General features: G+C 64.6%; 19 protein-coding genes. 12 read left to right on the top strand and 7 right to left on the bottom strand.

The window, feature by feature from the left end; all coding sequences use genetic code 11:
• Window positions 1–65 precede the first annotated feature (65 nt).
• Window positions 66–893, bottom strand: coding sequence for a 16S rRNA (adenine(1518)-N(6)/adenine(1519)-N(6))-dimethyltransferase RsmA (gene rsmA / locus DEIPE_RS14175; protein ID WP_015236664.1), 828 nt, complete (start codon window positions 891–893; stop codon window positions 66–68).
• A 152-nt stretch (window positions 894–1,045) separates the two neighbouring features.
• Window positions 1,046–1,537 carry a CarD family transcriptional regulator gene (locus DEIPE_RS14180; RefSeq protein WP_015236665.1) on the bottom strand — a complete coding sequence of 164 codons (492 nt, stop codon included), beginning with the start codon at window positions 1,535–1,537 and terminating at the stop codon, window positions 1,046–1,048.
• Between the two features lie 452 nt (window positions 1,538–1,989).
• Here DEIPE_RS14180 and DEIPE_RS22395 point away from each other — a divergent pair, with 452 nt between their 5' ends.
• The 3 genes from DEIPE_RS22395 to DEIPE_RS14195 are packed head-to-tail and all read left to right on the top strand — an operon-like array spanning window position 1,990 to window position 5,013.
• Window positions 1,990–2,787, top strand: a complete 798-nt coding sequence (locus tag DEIPE_RS22395; RefSeq protein ID WP_052326709.1) for a tetratricopeptide repeat protein — start codon at window positions 1,990–1,992, stop codon at window positions 2,785–2,787.
• A gap of 1 nt (window position 2,788) precedes the next feature.
• On the top strand, window positions 2,789–4,273 hold the full coding sequence (locus DEIPE_RS14190) for a bifunctional ADP-dependent NAD(P)H-hydrate dehydratase/NAD(P)H-hydrate epimerase (RefSeq protein ID WP_015236667.1): 1,485 nt from the start codon (window positions 2,789–2,791) through the stop codon (window positions 4,271–4,273).
• An 11-nt stretch (window positions 4,274–4,284) separates the two neighbouring features.
• On the top strand, window positions 4,285–5,013 hold the full coding sequence (locus DEIPE_RS14195) for a DUF4388 domain-containing protein (RefSeq protein ID WP_015236668.1): 729 nt from the start codon (window positions 4,285–4,287) through the stop codon (window positions 5,011–5,013).
• Between the two features lie 236 nt (window positions 5,014–5,249).
• On the opposite strand, the gene DEIPE_RS14200 is transcribed toward DEIPE_RS14195, so the two are convergent.
• Window positions 5,250–6,422: a family 10 glycosylhydrolase gene (locus DEIPE_RS14200; RefSeq protein WP_015236669.1), complete on the bottom strand. Its 1,173-nt coding sequence runs from the start codon at window positions 6,420–6,422 to the stop codon at window positions 5,250–5,252.
• A 215-nt stretch (window positions 6,423–6,637) separates the two neighbouring features.
• Here DEIPE_RS14200 and DEIPE_RS14205 point away from each other — a divergent pair, with 215 nt between their 5' ends.
• From DEIPE_RS14205 to folP, 4 genes are all read left to right on the top strand, one after another.
• Window positions 6,638–6,886 carry an acyl-CoA-binding protein gene (locus tag DEIPE_RS14205; RefSeq protein WP_015236670.1) on the top strand — a complete coding sequence of 83 codons (249 nt, stop codon included), beginning with the start codon at window positions 6,638–6,640 and terminating at the stop codon, window positions 6,884–6,886.
• A gap of 130 nt (window positions 6,887–7,016) precedes the next feature.
• On the top strand, window positions 7,017–7,811 hold the full coding sequence (locus tag DEIPE_RS14210; protein ID WP_015236671.1) for an ImmA/IrrE family metallo-endopeptidase: 795 nt from the start codon (window positions 7,017–7,019) through the stop codon (window positions 7,809–7,811).
• 8 nt (window positions 7,812–7,819) lie between these two features.
• Window positions 7,820–8,341 carry a nucleotidyltransferase domain-containing protein gene (locus DEIPE_RS14215; RefSeq protein ID WP_015236672.1) on the top strand — a complete coding sequence of 174 codons (522 nt, stop codon included), beginning with the start codon at window positions 7,820–7,822 and terminating at the stop codon, window positions 8,339–8,341.
• Window positions 8,338–9,219 carry a dihydropteroate synthase gene (gene folP, locus DEIPE_RS14220; RefSeq protein WP_015236673.1) on the top strand — a complete coding sequence of 294 codons (882 nt, stop codon included), beginning with the start codon at window positions 8,338–8,340 and terminating at the stop codon, window positions 9,217–9,219. The genes DEIPE_RS14215 and folP overlap by 4 nt, the downstream gene beginning before the upstream one ends.
• A gap of 220 nt (window positions 9,220–9,439) precedes the next feature.
• Here the strand turns inward: folP and DEIPE_RS14225 are convergent, their stop codons facing one another.
• Window positions 9,440–11,626: a discoidin domain-containing protein gene (locus tag DEIPE_RS14225; RefSeq protein WP_041230921.1), complete on the bottom strand. Its 2,187-nt coding sequence runs from the start codon at window positions 11,624–11,626 to the stop codon at window positions 9,440–9,442.
• Between the two features lie 577 nt (window positions 11,627–12,203).
• Between DEIPE_RS14225 and folB the strand changes: the two genes are divergently transcribed.
• The 4 genes from folB (at window position 12,204) to DEIPE_RS14245 (ending at window position 16,101) form a co-directional block, all read left to right on the top strand.
• Entirely contained in the window at window positions 12,204–12,614 is a 411-nt protein-coding gene (gene folB, locus DEIPE_RS14230) for a dihydroneopterin aldolase (protein WP_041230922.1), read from the top strand.
• A 12-nt stretch (window positions 12,615–12,626) separates the two neighbouring features.
• The gene (gene folK, locus DEIPE_RS14235; RefSeq protein WP_015236676.1) at window positions 12,627–13,133 is read left to right on the top strand and encodes a 2-amino-4-hydroxy-6-hydroxymethyldihydropteridine diphosphokinase; all 507 of its coding nucleotides are present in this window, start codon (window positions 12,627–12,629) and stop codon (window positions 13,131–13,133) included.
• Between the two features lie 73 nt (window positions 13,134–13,206).
• Entirely contained in the window at window positions 13,207–14,907 is a 1,701-nt protein-coding gene (locus DEIPE_RS14240; RefSeq protein ID WP_015236677.1) for a PASTA domain-containing protein, read from the top strand.
• Window positions 14,908–14,970: 63 nt separating this feature from the next.
• Window positions 14,971–16,101 carry a cysteine desulfurase family protein gene (locus DEIPE_RS14245; protein WP_015236678.1) on the top strand — a complete coding sequence of 377 codons (1,131 nt, stop codon included), beginning with the start codon at window positions 14,971–14,973 and terminating at the stop codon, window positions 16,099–16,101.
• Window positions 16,102–16,493: 392 nt separating this feature from the next.
• Here the strand turns inward: DEIPE_RS14245 and DEIPE_RS24090 are convergent, their stop codons facing one another.
• Window positions 16,494–16,841: a hypothetical protein gene (locus DEIPE_RS24090; protein WP_157448883.1), complete on the bottom strand. Its 348-nt coding sequence runs from the start codon at window positions 16,839–16,841 to the stop codon at window positions 16,494–16,496.
• An 18-nt stretch (window positions 16,842–16,859) separates the two neighbouring features.
• The gene (locus DEIPE_RS14255; RefSeq protein WP_015236679.1) at window positions 16,860–17,744 is read right to left on the bottom strand and encodes a glycoside hydrolase family 16 protein; all 885 of its coding nucleotides are present in this window, start codon (window positions 17,742–17,744) and stop codon (window positions 16,860–16,862) included.
• A gap of 106 nt (window positions 17,745–17,850) precedes the next feature.
• On the opposite strand from DEIPE_RS14255, the gene DEIPE_RS25535 reads away from it, so the two are divergent.
• Window positions 17,851–18,012: a MerR family DNA-binding transcriptional regulator gene (locus DEIPE_RS25535; protein ID WP_425387734.1), complete on the top strand. Its 162-nt coding sequence runs from the start codon at window positions 17,851–17,853 to the stop codon at window positions 18,010–18,012.
• Here the strand turns inward: DEIPE_RS25535 and DEIPE_RS25540 are convergent.
• Window positions 17,967–18,428 carry a hypothetical protein gene (locus tag DEIPE_RS25540; RefSeq protein ID WP_157448884.1) on the bottom strand — a complete coding sequence of 154 codons (462 nt, stop codon included), beginning with the start codon at window positions 18,426–18,428 and terminating at the stop codon, window positions 17,967–17,969. The genes DEIPE_RS25535 and DEIPE_RS25540 overlap by 46 nt on opposite strands.
• Between the last annotated feature and the right edge of the window lie 27 nt (window positions 18,429–18,455).

Here is an 18,455-nt window from a genome sequence, read left to right on the forward strand (position 1 = left end):
TCCGTCCGGCGTAAGACTGGACTTCAGAAACGAGACGGCCCGATATTTCTCTTGAAGTAGACATTTTATCCTAACACGCCCAGTTCCTGAGCGAAGTTGAAAAACACATCGAGCGGCACGTCCTCGGCGCGTACATCCGGACGCAGGCCACTCGCGTTGAGGGCCTGCTCGATCGCGCCTCCCTCATAGCCTGCCATGCGCAGGTTGTTTCGCAAGGTTTTGCGACGATGATGAAGGGCCGCTTCCAGCAACCGTACAAGGCGTACGTCAGGCTTTTGTCCCGAAAAATCCAGCCGGACCACGCTTGAGGTAACGTCTGGCGCGGGAAAGAAGGCACCTTTCGGTACGTCGCGCAGCAGCCGGACAGAGCCGTACAGCGAGGCGATGGCGCTCAGAAAACCGTAGCCGTCACTGCCGGGACGTGCAGCCAGACGCTCGCCCACTTCGCGCTGCACCAGCACGGTCGCGCTCGCAAAACGTCCGCTTTCCATGAAGCGGGTCAGCAGCGCCGTCGAGATGTAGTAAGGCAGGTTGGCGATGACGCGGCTGCCTTCGGGGACGCTCTGATAATCGAACTTGAGTGCGTCCCCCCACACCACACGCACGTCCAGTCCGCTCAGGGTTTCTTGCAGCACAGGCCGCAGACGCTCGTCTTTTTCGAGCGCGGTGACGTGTGCTCCACGCAGCGCCATTTCGCGGGTGAGCACGCCCAGACCGGGCCCTACCTCAACCACGCTTTCTCCCGGTTTCGCTCCACCGGCTTCGGCAATGGCGCGCAACACGTTGCCGTCGACCAAAAAATTCTGCCCGAGGCTTTTGGTGGGCCTCAGGCCATGGCGGGCAAGCAGATCACGCACGGTTTTTGGCGAGTACAGCGGTACAGGGTCAGTCATGAATCCTTGAAAGCAGCGGCCACGGGCGGCCTCAGCAGGAGAGTGAGGAGGAACAGGGGAAAGCCAAGCCTGGGGGCCCGCTTTCGCGCTGCCTTAAGATACCCCGCTCCCGGCCTTCTGTCTCGGCGGTCACCTCGTCAGGCACACCGGTGTCAGGCACACCGGTCGTCGAAGAGCCGGGCTGCTTCAGCTTCCGAAAGGTCCAGCGCCACCGCCAGTTCGAGCACCACGGCCTTTTTGGCTTGCTGGAAGGCGCTCAGCTCACTGGACGCGAGCCCGCGGTGCAGCTGCCGACGGGCCAGCGTGCCGGCCAGCTGGGCCACTTCATAGAGCTGCCCTCCCTCCAGAATGGCTTGCTGCAGGCGGTGGCGTGGTGGAAAAGCGCTGGGCAGTTGCGTATCCGGACCTTGCAGCACGCTGAGCAGCCGTGGCACCTCGTCTTTGGTCAGGACACGCCGCAGGCCCAGCGCCGAGGCCTTCTCGACCGGAACCAGCACCTGCATGCCGCCGGTGCGCAGCTCGATGTCGTAATACGGCCTCACCTCGCCTCCGACCGAGCGCTGAGTGATGGCGCGCACGACGCCGGGGCCGTGCTTGGGATACACCACCTGATCGCCTGGGGCGAGGGTGAGCAGTTGAGTCATGTCATCTCCAGGGCGGGGCCGCAAGGTTGCGGATGATCGAGGATAGCAGGATGTCCGCAGGATCGCCGAGAACACGACGAGGCTGAACTCACGGACCTAAAGCGGTTGTCAAAGACATGGATAGGTTTTTGATCCATGTCTTTGACCGAGCGGAGAGCGCGCAGTGCCCGAAACCGCTTTTGGGCACGCTGTCAGCGCGGGGAGCGAGTGACCTTGACCAGGAGCGGATGGAAATGGAATTGATGGAGTGTCTTCCTCCAAGGGTGGAATGGACAAACGCTCTAAGCTTCGTGAACATCGGGCTTGCTCACTTTAGCGTCCCGGCGGGCGGCGCCGTGTCCTGTTTGCCGTCGGCGATTTCGGTGAGCCTGCCATCGCGGGAAAACCCGGCAGCCGACTCGGCGCGCTCTGCCATTTGGGTGTCCTGGGTTGCCGCACCCTATCCTGAATTCATGGAAAACGACGTGAACTGGCAAATGAGCCTGCGCGAAGCGCGCTTCACCGAGGCGGCGGCGCGGGCGCGGCTGGCCGGAGCGGCCCCTGACGCGATGGCTGCCCTGGAGGACCTGGCCGAAGTCGAGCGAATGGTCAAGGCCAAGCGCTACGGCCCGGCCCGGCGGGCACTCAAGCGTTATCAGGATAACCTGGACGGGGTCAGCGACCTGTCCTTGCGCGCCCTGGTGAACGTCGACGCCCTGGAGCACGGGGTGGTGGCCCTGGAGGAAACCGAGCGCGCCCGTCTGCATGAAAGTGCGGTGTTGCGCGAACGGCTTGCCCCGGCGCTCGCCCATCCTGTCACGCGGGCCGAAGCGCACAACGCCCTGGGGGTACTGCAGGCCCTGCAGAATGACGCCCAGGCGGCTCGCGCGGCTTTTGACGATGCGCTCGAGGCCGATCCGAGACATTACCGAGCCCTGACCAACATCGGAAACCTGTTGCTCGAGGAGGGTGATCCGGTCGCGGCCGAGGGCTATTACCGCCGGGCGCTGGAGCTGAACGCCGAGTATGCGGGAGCTCACCACAACCTGGCCGTGGCGCTGCGTCGCCAGCGCAAGATCGCCGCGTCGGTGCGCTCGCTCAAGACCGGACAACGCTTGATGGCCCGTCAGAGCAACCGCGATGGACGTGAGGAAGCCCGCGAGCGTTTCGGTCGGCTGGGTGCGCCCGAGAGCACCCGAAAGCTGGTGCGCTGGGTGCTGATCGCGATGGCCGTATTGATCGTGTTTTACCTGTTGCGCGGAGGAGCCTGAGATGCGCGAGACATCCCAGCTGCCGGCGCCTGGGTCCGGCGCCTTCGTGTTCACTGCCCAAGAAATTCGTGAGCTTGACGCCGACCTTGCACGCCGGGACCTGCTTGAACTCACGATGGAACATGCCGGTGCGCGCGTGGCCGAAGTGATCCACGCCCGCTTTCCCACTGGACCGGTGCTTGCCCTGGCGGGCGGCGGCGCCAACGGAGGAGACACCTTTGTCGCGGCGCGTCATCTGCACGCCCTGGGACGCGAGGTGTACGTGCTGGCCCAGGGCACCCGTCACGAACTCGCCGGGCGCATGCGGCGGCGGCTGGAAGGGCTGTGCCCGATCGAGCTTCTCACCGAAGAGCGTCTGTGTGCGGGCCTGTCAAAAACGCGGGTGGTGCTCGACGGACTGCTGGGCACCGGGTTCGTGCCCCCTTTGCGTGAGGAGCTGACCCAATGGATCCGCCGGATCAACGAGGCGGGCAAAACGGTCGTCAGCCTGGATCTGCCCACCGGGCTGCCTTCGGACACCGCCGGAGACGGGTCGGACGCCGAGCGCGTCCGCGCCGATCTGACGCTGGCCCTGGTGGGCTTCAAACCTGGGCTGCTGTTCTCGGAGGTGGGTGAGGTGCAGGTGCTCGATCTGGGCGTGCCGCCGGCCCTGCTCGAGCGACACGCGCACGCGTCATGCATCACGCCAGAGGAAGTGCGCGCCCTGCTGCCCCGCCGAGTGCGCGGTGCCCACAAGGGCACTGCCGGTCGGGTGTATGTGCTGGGCGGACGGCCCGGTTATACTGGCGCGCCCAGCCTGACGGCCTATGGGGCGCTGCGGGCCGGGTCCGGTCTGGTGGCGCTGTACTCGCGCGCCGAACTGCCGCGTCATCCGGTCGAGTCGATGGCCCACCGCATCGAAGACTGGAACGCGCTTACCGCGCTGCCCCGCCCCGACGCCGTGGCGCTCGGAATGGGACTGGGTGAGGACAGCGTGCCCGTCGCGCGCCGCGTGCTGTCCTGGAAAGTGCCGGTGGTCCTCGACGCCGACGCGCTGCAAAGCGAGCTGCGAGGTGCCGGACATGACGCGGTCGTCTGGACGCCGCACCCCGGCGAGGCGGCCCGCCTGCTCGGGATCGGCACGGGAGACATCACCCGTGACCCTTTCGCGGCGGCACGCGCCCTGCAACTGGCATACGGTGGCACGGTGGTCCTCAAGGGCGGTCCCAGCGTGATTGCCACCCCGGGGGCGCTGCGCGTCTGCCTGGCCGGAAATCCTGGCATGGCCACCGGCGGCAGCGGCGATGTGCTCTCCGGGGTGATCGCCGCCCTGCTGGGTGCCGGACTCAGCGCGCCCGAGGCAGCCATAGCCGGAGTCTACCTGCACGCGGCGGCCGGAGACCGGGCCTACGCGCGACTCGGGTATGGCCTGATCGCCTCGGACATCGCTCATGAAGTGGCGCCCGCGTGGCACGTCCTACATCAAGCGTCCTCGGAAATCCTCTAGACTGATGGGCAATGCAAGGCGATCTGGCGGACCTTCCTCTTCTCGGCGTGCTCGAACTGGTGCACTTCAGTCGCAAGACCGGTGTATTGGAAGTCAACAGCAAGGTGCCCTTCAACTTCACCTTTGTGCAGGGCGAGATTGTCGAGGGCGGGATTCTCGACTGGCTGGGCCTGGACGCCATCAATGCGCTGCCCCTGTCGCCCGAAGCCGGCCGCTTTCACTTTCACAGCCGCGAAATTGCCGGTCAGCCCATCAAACCCTTCGCGCGTCTGATGGGCGACTGGGCCCACCTGGTCGACGAGTGGAGCCGGGTCTGTGGCCTGATCGGCAGTCCCAGCCGGGTGCTGCGCGGCAACCTGAGCGGCTACGAGGAAGGTCGCAGCGTGCGAGCGGTGGCGCGCCAGGGCGGCGAGAAACTGTTCACCGTTGCGCAGCGGGCGGCGGACGCGGTGGCCAGTGGGAAGCTCAGCCTGACTGACCGGTACGCCTGGCACGTGCTGCGCATTCGTCATCCACGTTCGTCAGGGTCGGAGTTGCTGGTGGGATCTTCGCTGGAACACGTGCTGGACGGACAGCACAATCTGGGAGAATTGATCGCGCAGGGATACTCCGAGCAGGAGTTGCGCGAGTTTCTGTTGCACGAACTCCGCGAGGGTTTGCGCTTTCCTGGCGCGGGCTGGGTCTTGCGCGACCTGGCGTGGGAAACCGAAAACCTGACTCAGACGGCGCGCGCCGTCTGAGTCAAATGGATTCTGCCCCTTTTGCGTCGCCCAACGGTGTTTGCGGCTTTCCGATCCGGTGGCAACCGAACCGGGAAAGGCCCGGGCCCGTTTTGTTGCCCACCGCAAACACCAGGTCGCGCGGGTAATGCCGGTTCTGACTCAACGCTGAAGAGAGTGTGCTTCGGCGTTGCGGTTTCGAACGTCCATGGGTACGTCATCAGGGCGTGTACGCGGGGCGGTCGCGCCGCTTTGCATCAGCGCAGCCCGAACACCACGAAGTTGCTGTAACCTTCGCGCTTCAGGGCGGCCACCTGGGTTTGCAGGCTGGGATAGCCTTCACCGACCAGCAGCCCCATCCAGACGGGTCGGGGTGAGCGCGCCCGCACGTAGCGCGAGAGCACGTGCAGGTAGGTTGTGCTCTGCGAGTAGGCCATGGGAACAAAGACGTCCACCCCGGTCCAGCGCGGCCAGATCTGCAGTGTTTCGACTTTGTAGAAGGGGTAGTTGGGATTCACGGCGGCGGTGACCAGTCCCTCGCCGCCTGCTTCGCGGTAGGCCTTGCTCATGCCGTTGGCCACCTGGGTCAGCAGGTCCTGACGGTAGGCGTACCAGCGCGGATCCAGCCGTGACGGCAGGCGCCCGGTCAGTTGCGAGAAGGCGCGTGCGGCGGCTGGATGGTAGCCGTACTCGCCTCCGGCCGGATAGCGCAGATAGTCGAGGTGCAGGCCCAGCCGCGAGTAATTTTGCGCCAGTTCCCGTGACAGGGCGTATACGGTCTGCCGGACCCCATAGATGCTGGGATCGACGAACCCCATTCCGAGTTTGCCCCAGGTGGAGTCGGCTCCGGACGCGTCGCGGGTTTCCCACTCGGGGTGCAGGGCGAGCAGCCCTGAGTCCGAGCGGTAGCGCACAGGCGGCGCCCAGTACAGCACCTCGATCCAGGCATGCAGGCGCAGCCCCAGGCTCGCGGCGGCCTCGCGGTACTCGTTGAGTTTGTCGGTGCCGCTGAATTCGGGACGCTGCGGCGCCACCTTGCTGGGGTAAATGGTCATGCCGTGGTAGAAGCTCTCGACGAAGATATCGGTGTAGCCGGCTTCTTTGAGGGGGGTCAGGACTTCGGCGGCAGGCCGCCGGTCAGGTCGCAGCCAGGCACCCTGGATGCCCGAGCGTGCGTTGGCAGGCAGCAGCGCCGGTACTTGGGGCGCTCCGGTGGTGGCCGGCGGCAGGGGATGATCGGTCGTGCCCGGCAGGGCGGGTGTTCCCTGGGCGGGCGGTTGTGGCCAAGAAAGTGGTGACGTCTGGGTGCTGCTTTCAGAACGGGCCTGCTGTACCGGCGCGTCCAGGGCGAGCATGTCGAGGGCTCCCGGGCCAAATCCGGCCACGGCCAGCAGGGTCGCCACCAGGCCGATCAGCAGAGGTCGGAGCATGCTTCAGGCTAGGGAATCGACGCTGACGCCGTGTGAGTTGAACCCTGCATACATGAGAAATGGGCTTGATTCTCACAAAGCGTCTTGGCTGATGGGCCTTCTGATGTTTTTGGTCCGCCAGTTTTATGCTCGACCAATGCGATCGGCCACCTGTGTGCTGAGCGCAGGTGGGCATTTTCGAGGCACCTGCAGGTGCGAAGGTATAACATGCCAGTATGACCGAGGCCTTCGATCAAGCCGCGCGGGACGCACAGGCGCTGCCCGCACGTCCGGACAACACCACGTTGCTGCAGTTGTACGCGCTGTACAAGCAGGCGACCGAGGGTGACGTGAAAGGGGAGCGGCCGGGTGGCTTCGACTTCATAGGTGCGGCGAAGTTCGATGCCTGGGCGGCCTTGCGCGGAAGCAGTCAGGACGACGCCGAGCGCCAGTACATCGCACTGGTCGAGCGGCTGAAAGGCTGAGCGAGGTGCCGGGCGCCGAGTGTGACCCCTTGAGGTGCGCCATCCACGGACCGTGGCCTGACGTTCTGGTTCCGGTGTACGCGCAGATCTCGTATGCGGGAGCGCCGGAACAAACGTTTTGGGAGTCCTGGTGACCGCGAACGAGACCCAGACGCACAGCTTCGAGGCTCACAAGGCGCGTATGCGCGCGCTGGCGCGCGAGTTCGGGCGGGCTCATGCGTCCAAGGACCCGCACGCGCTGGCCGAAGGTCTGGGTGCCCGGCTGGCCTACATGGACCTGGGAGAACGCGACGGTGCGTACGACCCCGAGCACGGCGTGATCCTCGTGAATGGCAGCCACTCGCGCGAGCGCCAGCGTTTCACGCTGGCGCACGAAGTCAGCCATGCGCTGCTGCTTGCCGACGAGGACCTGCTCTCCGACTTGCACGACACCTTCGACGGCGAGGCGCTGGAAAACGCCATCGAGACGCTGTGCAACGTCGGGGCCGCCACCATCCTGATTTCCGACGACGATCTGCGCAGCGCGCTGGAGCGCTTCGGGACCTCGGGCCAGACCATCGCGGAGGTCGCCCGCCGCGCGGACGTGTCCGCGCCCGTCGCGCTCTACGCGCTGGCGGACTTCGTACGCACCCCCGCGATGTTCGTGGTATGTGCGCCCGACAGCGCGCTTCGCGGTCACGCCCGCTTTTCGCCCGGGCGTGGGGTGGTGGTGCAGCACAGTGCCTCGACTGCCTCGATGCGCTACAGCCTGTCGCCCGGGACGCCCATTCCCGAGGGTCACACCGTGGACACGGCCTTCCGCACCGGCCTGCCCATCGACGAAGTCAGCTTTTTTCCGTTTCGCAGCGGGAAACGCATGCCCGCTATCGTGAGCGCTTTTCCGCAGCGTGGGCGGGTACTGTGCGCGTTTGAAGAGCGTGGGTAGGGACAACTTTGATTCTGCCTGAAACCTTTGACCTCGCGCGGCGTTTTAGGAATGAACCGCTTGAGTACTGGCTGATCGGCGGAAACGCCATCGAACTGGTGGTCGACCACGACGTGCGCGATCACGACGACATCGACTTCATGGTGGCGCACCAGGACGCGCTGCGGGCGGTGCAGATCCTGCAGGCGCTCGGTTTCGAGCATGCGCACGGCAGCCTGGACGACGGGGACGTGTTTTACCGGCGTGGAGCGCTGCTCGTCGATCTGGTCCCGGTTTGCGCCGAGACCGACCCACCCCGAATGCTGGGCGCCCTGAGTGGCCTCTGTTTCCCTGCCGGATTTCTGACCCCATACCTGGCAACACACGGGGGAGAACAGTTCCCGACGCTCAGCCCGCGCATGCACCTGCAGATGAAAACGGTCGTCGCTGAATTTTATGGTGTGCCACCGCGCGAGAAGGATGTGCAAGACGTTCGTGCGCTGCAGGCGCATCTGCAACGAGGCAGGGTTCTGGCCGGAGAGGCCGGGTGAAGACCCATACCTTGCGCTTCGGTTCGTCCGTGCCGGGTGCCCGGTACGAGGACGGCCTGTGGCAGCTGTCGTGGTCGGGTGTGGGGGTGATGGGCATTCTGAACGTCACGCCGGATTCGTTCAGTGACGGCGGAGCCTACCGCGACCTGCCGGCAGTGCTGGCGCGCGCACACGAGTTGCAGGCAGCGGGGGCCCTGATGCTCGACGTCGGTGGCGAATCCACCCGGCCCGGCGCACAGGCCGTTTCAGCGCGTGAGGAGCTCGCGCGGATTTTGCCGGTGATCGCCGCCCTGCGTGAGGTCGGCAGTGCGGTCATCAGCGTGGATACCATGAAAAGCAGCGTGGCGCGCGAAGCCCTTGCTGCCGGTGCGCACCTGGTCAACGATGTGTCCGGTCTGCGTGACCCGGCCATGCTGGGCGTGTGCGCGCAGGCCAGTGCGCCTGCCGTGATCATGCACATGCAGGGTGAGCCGCGCACCATGCAGCATCAACCGCACTACGGCGATGTCGCGCGGGAGGTCTTTGGGTTTTTGCAGCACCGGGCCGAAGAAGCCCTCGCCGCCGGGGTGCCCTCCGTAATCCTCGATCCGGGAATCGGTTTTGGCAAGACCCTGGAGCACAACCTGACCTTGCTGCGCGAATTACGACGTCTGACGGTTTCAGGGCATCCGGTGCTGGTGGGCGCTTCGCGCAAGCGCCTGATCGACTTTCTGGCGGGTGTGCCGCACCCCCGGGACCGTGACCCAGGTTCGCTGGCCCTGCACCTGCATGCGGCGAGCACGGGCGCGGCCCTGGTGCGGGTACACGACGTCGCCGCGCACGTGCAGGGCCTCAAAGTCTGGGAGGTTTTGAACGGCTCACCCAGTATTGACCAGTAGGCTGTCCGGTGCCCGTTTGGAAGATCGTCAGGTGCGGTGCCGACGGTCGAAGCCAGCGACGACAGCGACCAAGAGCGGAAACTCCAGCTGTGATTTGGCGTGGTTCCGTGCGCCTGCCCGCCGAAAGCGACCAGCAGAACGCCCAGCGAATAAAGTGCGCTGGGCGTTCTGCCAGATCCGGAGAAGTTGCCGGGAACTGAATTTTTGCTGAGCAATCGTCTCAGTACTGGCGCTCGTAGGCACCAGCGTCCGGTTCAGTACTGACAGGTGTCATCTTTCCCGCGAGGTCGGTGGCGATGGCGAGGTTCGTGAGGGGCCAGAGGAGGCCGGCGTTCACGGCGAGGCTGGTCGAACTCAACGCGAAATCGTGATTCTGTGGAGAGACGAACAAGGCGTTCGTTTCGCCCGACGTCAGGAGGCGGGTTGTGCTGGAGCGGCCTGCAGGAGTGCTGAAGCTTGGGGAACCGCCGATGCGTCCGATGCGGTTGTTGCTTTCCGTCGCACTGGTGCCGTTGTAAGAATCCGTCCAGTACTCGCTTTTTCGGGGATTTTGGGCGCCGATGACGATGTTGTTGCGAAAATCGAGGATATCGCTCCCGCAGCCGTCGAAGCAGGCCACGCCGACCTGTACGTTGTAAGCCGTGTTGTTGTACGCCTTCGTGCCTGGGTTCGCTCCCCAGCTGCTGTTCCAGCCACGCACGACCAGAAACTCGCCTGCGTCTTGCGACAAGGCGTCCATGGGTGCAAAGAGGTTATAAGCGAATGTGTTGCGCTCGGCACGTGCGGTGCTGGTACCACCCAGTTCGGTGAAGGTGCCGTCGTTGACGCTGATGTTGTGGTGAACGTAGTTGTCACTGCCCTTGTAGATCTCCACGCTGGCGCCTTCAGTACCGTAGTCCTCACTGCAGCCGAGGTTGCCGCCAAAGGTGTTATGAGCGACCTCGTTGCCGCTCGCGTTGAGCAGTACGCCCCAGGCGCCGGAGTCATCGTCGTACTTCACGTCCGGTGGGGTGTTGGTGCTGACGATGTCATTGTTGGTGAGGGTGTTGTGCAGTGCTTTGTTGTTCGTCCCGGCACTGAAGTGAATGGCGGCCGTGAAACCGCTGCCTTTGACATACCGCACGACGTTGTTGCTGTTGCGCAGTGAGAACCCGATTCGCCAGCCTTGCGACTGGGTCGGGCATTTCACGGTACCGGTGTACCAGGAGTTCTTGGCGATCCATGAGCTGGGGCGGTTCCCGACGACCGGTTCGAGGTATTCGAGCACCTGGTAGGTGCCCGTGACCGCAATCGCGACTTCCTGGGTGCCAGTTGTGCGCACGCGTGGAAGTTCACCGCTGCCGTAAGACCCGATGGTGACGGGCGCGGCGGCAGTGCCCTGCCACTGAGCGGTGAGCTGGCCGTCCCAGCTGCAGCCTCTCTTGAACAGCAAGGCTTCTCCCGGGTTCAGACTGGCGGCGTTGGCTTTGCCGAGGCTCTGCCAGGCGCTGGTTTCGCTGCTGCCGCTGTTGCTGTCGCTGCCCTTTACGCAATCGACGTAGTACGCCTTGCTGTACGGACTGCTGGACGTCGCAGTGGGCTCGGCGGGCGCCAGCACCGTCACAGTGCTGACCAGGGGGGTGGTGAAGCTTGCCTCGGTGTACGCAGCGTGATTGTCCTCGCTGTTGCCGAGGTTGGTGACGCGCAGGTAGCGGGCGTTCACAGTCTTGAAGGCGAAACGTTGTTCGGCGAGGGAATTGCCGGATGACCGGGCACTGGAAAGGACCTTGATCCAGTTTGAGCCGTCAGGGCTGACATCGACATCGAAGGTCGCGGTGCGCAGGTTGCCACGGTAAAACGCCAGGCTGATGTTGTCGAGGTTCAGCAGGGCTCCGGCGTCGTATTGAATCCAGGCGCCCTTACCTTTTGCGGCCCAGTAGCTGCTCAGGTCACGGTCAAAGCTGTGTTGGGGGGTGCGGTTTTTCAAGGAAGCGCTCGCCGCGACGCCGGTAATGCTGGCAGCTTGTGCGGCCACGAAGCGCGCTTCGGTCAGTCCAATGGCAATGTTCTCGGTGTTCCCGAGATTGGTGACGCGCACATAGCGGCCGCTGGTAAGCGGGAACGCGTAGGTTTCGAGGTCGAGGGTTGTACCGCTTGTTTGAATGTTGCTGAGCACTTTCGTCCAGCTGGTGCCGTCCTGTGAGACTTCCACATCAAAGCTCGCCTTGCGGAGATCTCCTCGGTAAAAGGCCAGCTGGACGCCCTGCAGGGTGTGCGCTTCCCCAAGATCGTAGCGGATCCACTGTCCGACGCCGTTGACACTCCACCAGCTGTCCAGCTTGCCATCGGCGCTGTATTCGGGTGGAAAACCGGTGTTGAAGGCGCTGGCGGTGATGGCGCTGACCGTGAAACTGCTTGAGGTGGCCATACTCTGAAGGGCGGCTGGCGAAGACGTGTGGACGTTGTTGGGCGTGCTGCCACAGCCGGAGAGAAGGAGTGCTGTGCCGAGCAGGCTCCAATACGGTTTTGATCGCTTGCTTGACTGTACCGGTTTTTTAAACATGACAAACCTCACTCGAGGGGCGCTCAAGGGTATGAATGACCCGTCGGTCGAACGAATAGTCGGTCGCACCACTTGCTTTCCTCGCGCCAGGTGCCCGGTTTCGCGGAGCGAGGGTCGTCGCATCTGTCCGTCAGAGGTTTTTCGTCTGGAACAATATGAGCGTAGGATTTGCGTTCGGTGAAAGCAAGCCGAATTTTTCACATTTCATTTCCATCAGAAGGCAGATGACTTTGGAAAAAAATTCTCATGGTAAGAACTTCAGCTGCACTTGTTTCTGATAAATCCCGTGATACGGGCTGTCAGGCACCGTGAAGGGGACCCGAGATGAAGCGACCAGGCGTGTGGAGGACGTTCATTCGTGCCCGGCGCTTCCGGTGGGCCCTTGAAAAGCCGCGGTGGTGACGTGTCGCCGGTATCGGGTTCCTTGGGCTATGTTCGGGGCATGACGTCAAGGCCGGGGAAAGTGGTGCTGGCGGGTCTGGAGTTTCACGCCCGCCATGGGGTATACGAAGAAGAGTTGCGGTTTGGGGCGCGTTTCGTGGTGGACCTCGACCTCGAATGGGACTTCACGCACCTGAGCGATCACATCGACGCCACGGTGAATTACGCGCTCGTCTATGAAAGCGTGCGGCACGAGGTCACCGAAAAACACTTCAAGCTGATCGAGATGCTGGCCGAGCGCATCGCGGCGCGCATTCTGCAGGAACATTCCCGACTGGCCCGCGTGACCGTGCGGGTTCACAAGCCGCACGCGCCCATTCCCGGGATTTTCCGGGACGTCTACGCTGAAGTGATCCGTGAGCAGGTCGGCACACCAGGGCAAGACGCGGCGCAGGAATCGCGTGCCGGCTGAAGGAAGCTGACGGTGCCCTCAGACATTGCCCGGCAGACCGCGCTCGTGGCGCTGGGTGCCAACCTGGGCGACCCGCTGGCCACGCTGTCGTGGGCCAAAGAGCAGCTGCAGCAGGTGGGAGAGGTGATCGCCGCCTCTCGCGTGTACCGCACCGCGCCCGTCGGTGGCCCGGACGGGCAGCCGGATTACCTGAACGCCGCCGTGAGTTTGCGCACGGCGCTGTCCCCCGCCGACCTGCTGCGGGCCCTGCTGAACTTGGAGCAGGCCGCCGGGAGAGAGCGCCGTGAGCGCTGGGGACCACGGGTCCTCGACCTCGATTTGCTCGCGGTGAATGGTATGGTGCTGCGGACGCCGGAACTGACGCTGCCCCACCCCCGCCTGATGGAGCGGGCCTTTGTGCTGGCGCCGCTGGCCGAAATTGCGCCCAGCTGGAGCCACCCGCTGCTGGGAACGTCCGTGCGGGTTGCGCTGGGTCGCCTCGACGCCAGCGGGGTAAAGCCTCTGACCAGTGTCTGGTAACGCGGATGGTACCGCTGCGCTCCTCCGTGTGGGGTCAGCTTCTTTTTCCGGTGCGCCGCTATACTGATCCCGCATGGCGCGCATCGATGGCAAATACGAAGAGCTGCGAGAACTGGAGCGGTCCGGCGCGGAAACGCTGCTGGAAGTCACGACGGTGCCCACGGCTGCGGAGCCCGGCACGACCCAGGGTGAACTGCTGCGTCTCGGCTGGTTCGACGTCTCGACGCCCAGTGCACGCGCCGATTTTCACCGCTACCGTTCTGCCCTCAAAGTGCTCGCCCCCCTCGGGCTGATCGACGTGGTCGCGCGTCCCGGCGCGTATTACTCCCTGTGGCGTCCCCTCGAAGGCACACCCCTCGGCGACCTCCTGCAGGCGCCGTCACGCGATCCCGACACGGTGGATGCTGTACGGGAACTGGCCGCGGCACTGAGTGAACAGGGATATGCCCTCAGCGACGCCGAGATCGTCGTGCGGGAAGGGAAGCCGCACATCGCCCGGCTTGCGCCCGTCAACCGTACGCCCGAAGAAGCCGCCGCCCTCAACGCACAGACCCTGCAGACCCTGGCCGGTGGACGGCTGCGCCGGCGTTCCCGCCCCAAGGCGCGGCGGCGTCTGACCATTCTGGGAATTTTGCCCGGTCTGCTCTGTCTTGCAGGCGCCGCCTACCTTGCGCCACGCGCCGCGCAAATCTATCTCAATCCACCGGTCCACAGTGTGCCGGACGTGATGGGGCAGGAGCCTCAAAGTGCGGCGAAGACGCTGGTCGAACAGGGCTACCGGGTCGCGTTTGCCGATGGCGAGAGTGACAGCGAGAAACTCGGTAGCGTCATCGGTCAGTCGCCCAAGCAGGGCAGCTCACTCAACGCGGGACGCCTGGTTACCCTGACTGTCAACAATCCACCTCCCCTGACCGTCCCGAAAGTCGAGGAGCTGACGCTGGCGCAGGCCAGGGCAGCGCTCAATGAAGTCCGTCTCCGCGTCGGTGCCGTGCTCACGGTGGACGGGGGCGCTACGGACACACCCAAGGGGCGGGTCATCGCGCAGGTTCCGGAAGCTGGAGCCACCATTGCCCGCGGACAGCAGGTCCGGTTGCTGGTCTCGGGCGGAGTGACACCGCAGCAGACCTGGCTGCCCGATCTGCGCGGCCTGTCTGCCGAGGATGCCCGTGACCTGGTACGCAAGGCTGGTCTGGTGGTCACAAAGTTCGAGACGCAGACGTCCGGCGCACCAGAAAACAGCGTGCTGGCGCAATCTCCCGCCCCATATCAGAAAGTCGGCGTGGGCACGGCAGTGGTGCTGACCATCGCGCGTGCGCCCGTCGCCAACCCTGTCGAGGCCGTGCCAAGCCTGCCGCTCGCGCCCGCGCCCGCGCAGCCGGAACCAGTGCAGCCCGAGCCTCCCGCGCCGGAACCACCGGCCGCGTTGCCCGACGAACCGGCCTTGCCCCAGCCCAGTCCAGAACCCAGCCCTGCCGAGCAGACGCCTCCCGCGCAGGCGTCGCCCCCGCCCCCGGTCAACGCGCCGGGGGAGGGGAGTGCGGCGGAGACTGCGGCGAAACGAACGGTGCAGATCAGCTATACCTTTCCGGCAGACCTGCCCTCAGGCAACGTGGAAATCTTCGTGCGTGATGCCGACGGAGAGCGGGTAGTACTGGGCGCCCAGCCCACCGCGACCGTGGCAGGAAACCGTGCGGAAGGGCCCGTGGAAGTGCGCGGCGAAGCGCGATTCAGCGTTCGGGTGGACGGGCAGGAGATCGACTCGTTCATTCGTTGAGTCCGGGCGCAAAACGCTGCCAGTGCACACACGCGCCCACAGGGGAGCTTTAGGCTGAAGCGCGTGACCGAAGCTTACCTGGACCACGCCGCGACGACCCCCATGACCCCTGCCGCGCTGGCCGCATACGCGCGCGCAGCCGAACTGGCCGGCAACGCCGCGAGCGTGCACCGCGCCGGTCAGCGGGCCCGCGAGGTGCTGGAGGAGGGTCGCAGCCTGCTGGCCGCGTCGATTGGTGCGCGTCCGCTGGAAGTGACCTTAAACGCGGGTGGCACCGAGGGAGATAATCATGTGGTGCTCGGACTGAGTGCACTGCGGTCTTCGGGCCATATCATCACGACCCAGATCGAGCACAGTGCTGTGCTCGCGCCGGCCCGAACGCTCGCGGCCCGCGGTTTCGAGGTGACCTTTCTGGCGCCGGACGCGCAGGGACGAATCACCGGCGCGCAATTGCGCGACGCCCTTCGCCCCGACACCTTTCTGGTGAGCATTCACCACGTCAACAACGAAATCGGCGTGGTACAGGACGTGGCCGCCCTGGCGAAGGTCGCGCACGAGGCGGGCGCGCTCTTCCACACCGACGCGGTGCAGAGCCTGGGCGTGCTGCCCGTGGACGTGCAGGCCTGGAACGTCGATTTTGCGACGTTCAGCGCTCACAAGTGGGGTGGACCGAAAGGGGTGGGCCTGCTGTACGTACGCCGTGGCCTGGAGTTGCCCCCATTGCTGCTGGGCGGTGGCCAGGAACAGGGCTTGCGGGCCGGAACCCACAACGTCGCGGGCGTGTACGCCGCCGGGGTGGCGGCGCAGGACGCGGCGAGCGCACAGCCGCAGACACACGCGCACCTGCGCCGTCTGCGCGCCTTGCTGGAAGCCGGTCTGCGGTCCTTGCCGGACGTGACCCTCAACCACCTGGCAGGCGGCAGCCCCAAGATCGTCAGCGTCACGGCCCACGGCGCCGACGGAGAAGCGCTCCTGATGAACCTCGATCTGGAGGGCGTCTACGCCAGCGCGGGCAGCGCCTGCTCGGCTGGGACCATGCAGCCAAGCCACGTCCTGACGGCCCTGGGGCTGGAAGAGGCCGCCGCGCGGGCGTCGGTGCGCTTCAGTTTGGGCCGATTCACGACCGAGCTCGAGGTGGACCACGCGGTGCGGGGGTACGCGCGTGCCCTGCAGCGCAGCCGCCCGTTCGCCTGAGCGCCGGTCACGCCCGGGCGCGAGTTTTGCGTCGCTGTCTTGAGCGTCAAGCTCAGGAACTTCGAGGAAGTGTGGCTTGGCGGTGTGAGGTGGTAGCCGATGTGGGTGGCACTTGTATCGTCAGGTGATCTCTTCCCGAACGCTCAGTCGAATCCCTTCAGGCCGCCACCCTCACTTTCCCGGCGCCGTGACCAATTGCTGAATGACCTCCCGGTACCACCTCGATGGACCCTCATACAGGAATACCGAGATGAGCGCTGAAGTGCTTGAGAAGATGTTCGTCGAAGATTTCCGGTTCAGTTTCCGCTCTCCTGACAGCCTGACAGAATTTACCAAAACAAGAGAAGCTGAGGTGAAACACTGCGGGAAAATTGGCAGAGTCGAGGTAATCCCTATTTCGCCGGGTGCAGCACCGCCACGTAGCTCATGCATTCGTGCAGAGGTGCCTCCGCGCGATAGACACCAGCCTCTGGATCATAGGACCCACCCGGCCACACTTCTGCCAGGCCAAGCCCCGTTCCGGACAGCAACAGCCGCAGATCGGCAGGACTGTACCAGCGCAGCGACTGAGTAAAGGCTTCCTCGCCCGGTGGCACATACGTATCCAGCATCCGGCACTCCTCGGCATCGAAGCCGTAGGTCCGGGTGTACGTCTCGTTGTTGCGCTGAAAGCCCGCATAAAATGCCCAGAACCAGGCGTATAAACATCCACGTAGGCAAAGCCGCTGGGCGCGAGCCACCTCGCCACATTGCCCAATTTATGGTGCGCTTCTGCGGTATGCCCGTACGTAATCCACCAGCATCTGCTGTGGGAACTTCGTGCTGGCATTCGGGTAGCCCGAGAAGCCTCCGCCCACTGCCAGGTTCAGGATCACGAAGAACGGCTGGTTATAGACCCACTGCGCGCCCTCGGGCAGGTTGGCAGGGGTGAGGGTCTGGAACAGCACGTCATCCACGAACCAGCGGATTTCGTTTTCGGACCATTCCACCGCGTACACGTGGAAGTCCTCGGCCAGCGGGCGTGGCAGGGTGGTACTGCCCGTGATGCCTTCGGCCGCGCTGTGGAAGGGACCGTGTATGGTGCCGTGCACTTTGTTCGGCTCGCGCCCGATCTGCTCCACGATGTCAATCTCGCCGGAGTTCGGCCAGCGGACTTCCGGGAAGCGCGCGCCCAGCATCCAGAACGCCGACCAAAGGCCCTGCCCGGCCGCAACCTTGATGCGCGCTTCGATGCGACCGTACTGCTGCTCGAATTTGCCTTTGGTGTTGAGGCGGGCAGAGGAGTACTGGCATCGCAGTCCGGCTCCGCAGATCAGTGGGGTGTTTTCATTTTCCGCGCGGGCGGTGATCACCAGCCGCCCGGAGCCATCCATGATGGCGTTGCGCTTGGTGTCGGTGTAGTACTGCCGCTCGCCGTTGCCCCAGCCCCAGCCGCCCGTCTCAAAATTCCATTTGCTGGTGTCCACTGGCGAACCGTAGGGCGCACTGAACTCGTCGTGCCATGTGAGTTCCCAGCCAGGGCGGGCCGCGCCAGGGGGAACAGGGCCGAGGTCAGGAAGAGCAGTCTGCGCGAAAACGTTGCCGGCCAAAAGCGAGAGCAGAAGGGAGCGGCCCAGCGGGCGCCTGAATTTGAGCTTCAGCATGCCTTCTCAGTATGACGTTCGGCGGCGTTGACAGGCTTGCCGAATCAAGACAGCATCAAGTGTGCCCGCTCAACTTCGCATCGGTGAGGTCGCCTCGAGGCTTGGTGTGACGACCAAGACGATTCGTCACTGCCACGCCCTGGGCCTGGTGCCCGAACCTCCCAGGGCAGAAAACGGGTACCGCCTGTACGAGCCCGGCACGCTGATGCAGTTCCGGTACACTCAGCCCCCAAATCCACCTGCTTCGACCGCTTCTGGCAGTGGGTGAAGGCAGGCGTACTCGACCGGGTACTCCCAACCCTCCACGAACTGCTGCAGGAAGTAGGGGAAATCGCGCCGGAAGAAGCGTTTATCGACGGCACGTTCGTACCAGCGCGAAGAGGAGGAGATGGCATCGGCAAGACCAAACGCGGTTTCCTCGGCATGGTCCAGCTGGCCATCATGCCGATCCTCCTGTGACGGGCCGTGCGCTAGCGCGATGAAACTGTGATCGGCGCCGGACAGGCCGGCGGTCCGCTTGCTGGGGTGCTTGCCAGAAGTGCTCGACGCGTCACGCTGATCGAAAAAGCCCAGGTCGGTGGCACCTGCGTGACGGAAGCAGCCCAGAGGATTACAGGACAGGTGGCAGTCTGGCAGCCGGGCCAGTGCTGCCCGGCAGAGGCGCTCACGCTCCAAGATTGGCATTTGGCCCGACTCCAGCGGCTTGAGAGC

The sequence above is a fragment of the Deinococcus peraridilitoris DSM 19664 genome, assembly GCF_000317835.1.
Classification (GTDB): Bacteria; Deinococcota; Deinococci; order Deinococcales; family Deinococcaceae; genus Deinococcus_A; species Deinococcus_A peraridilitoris.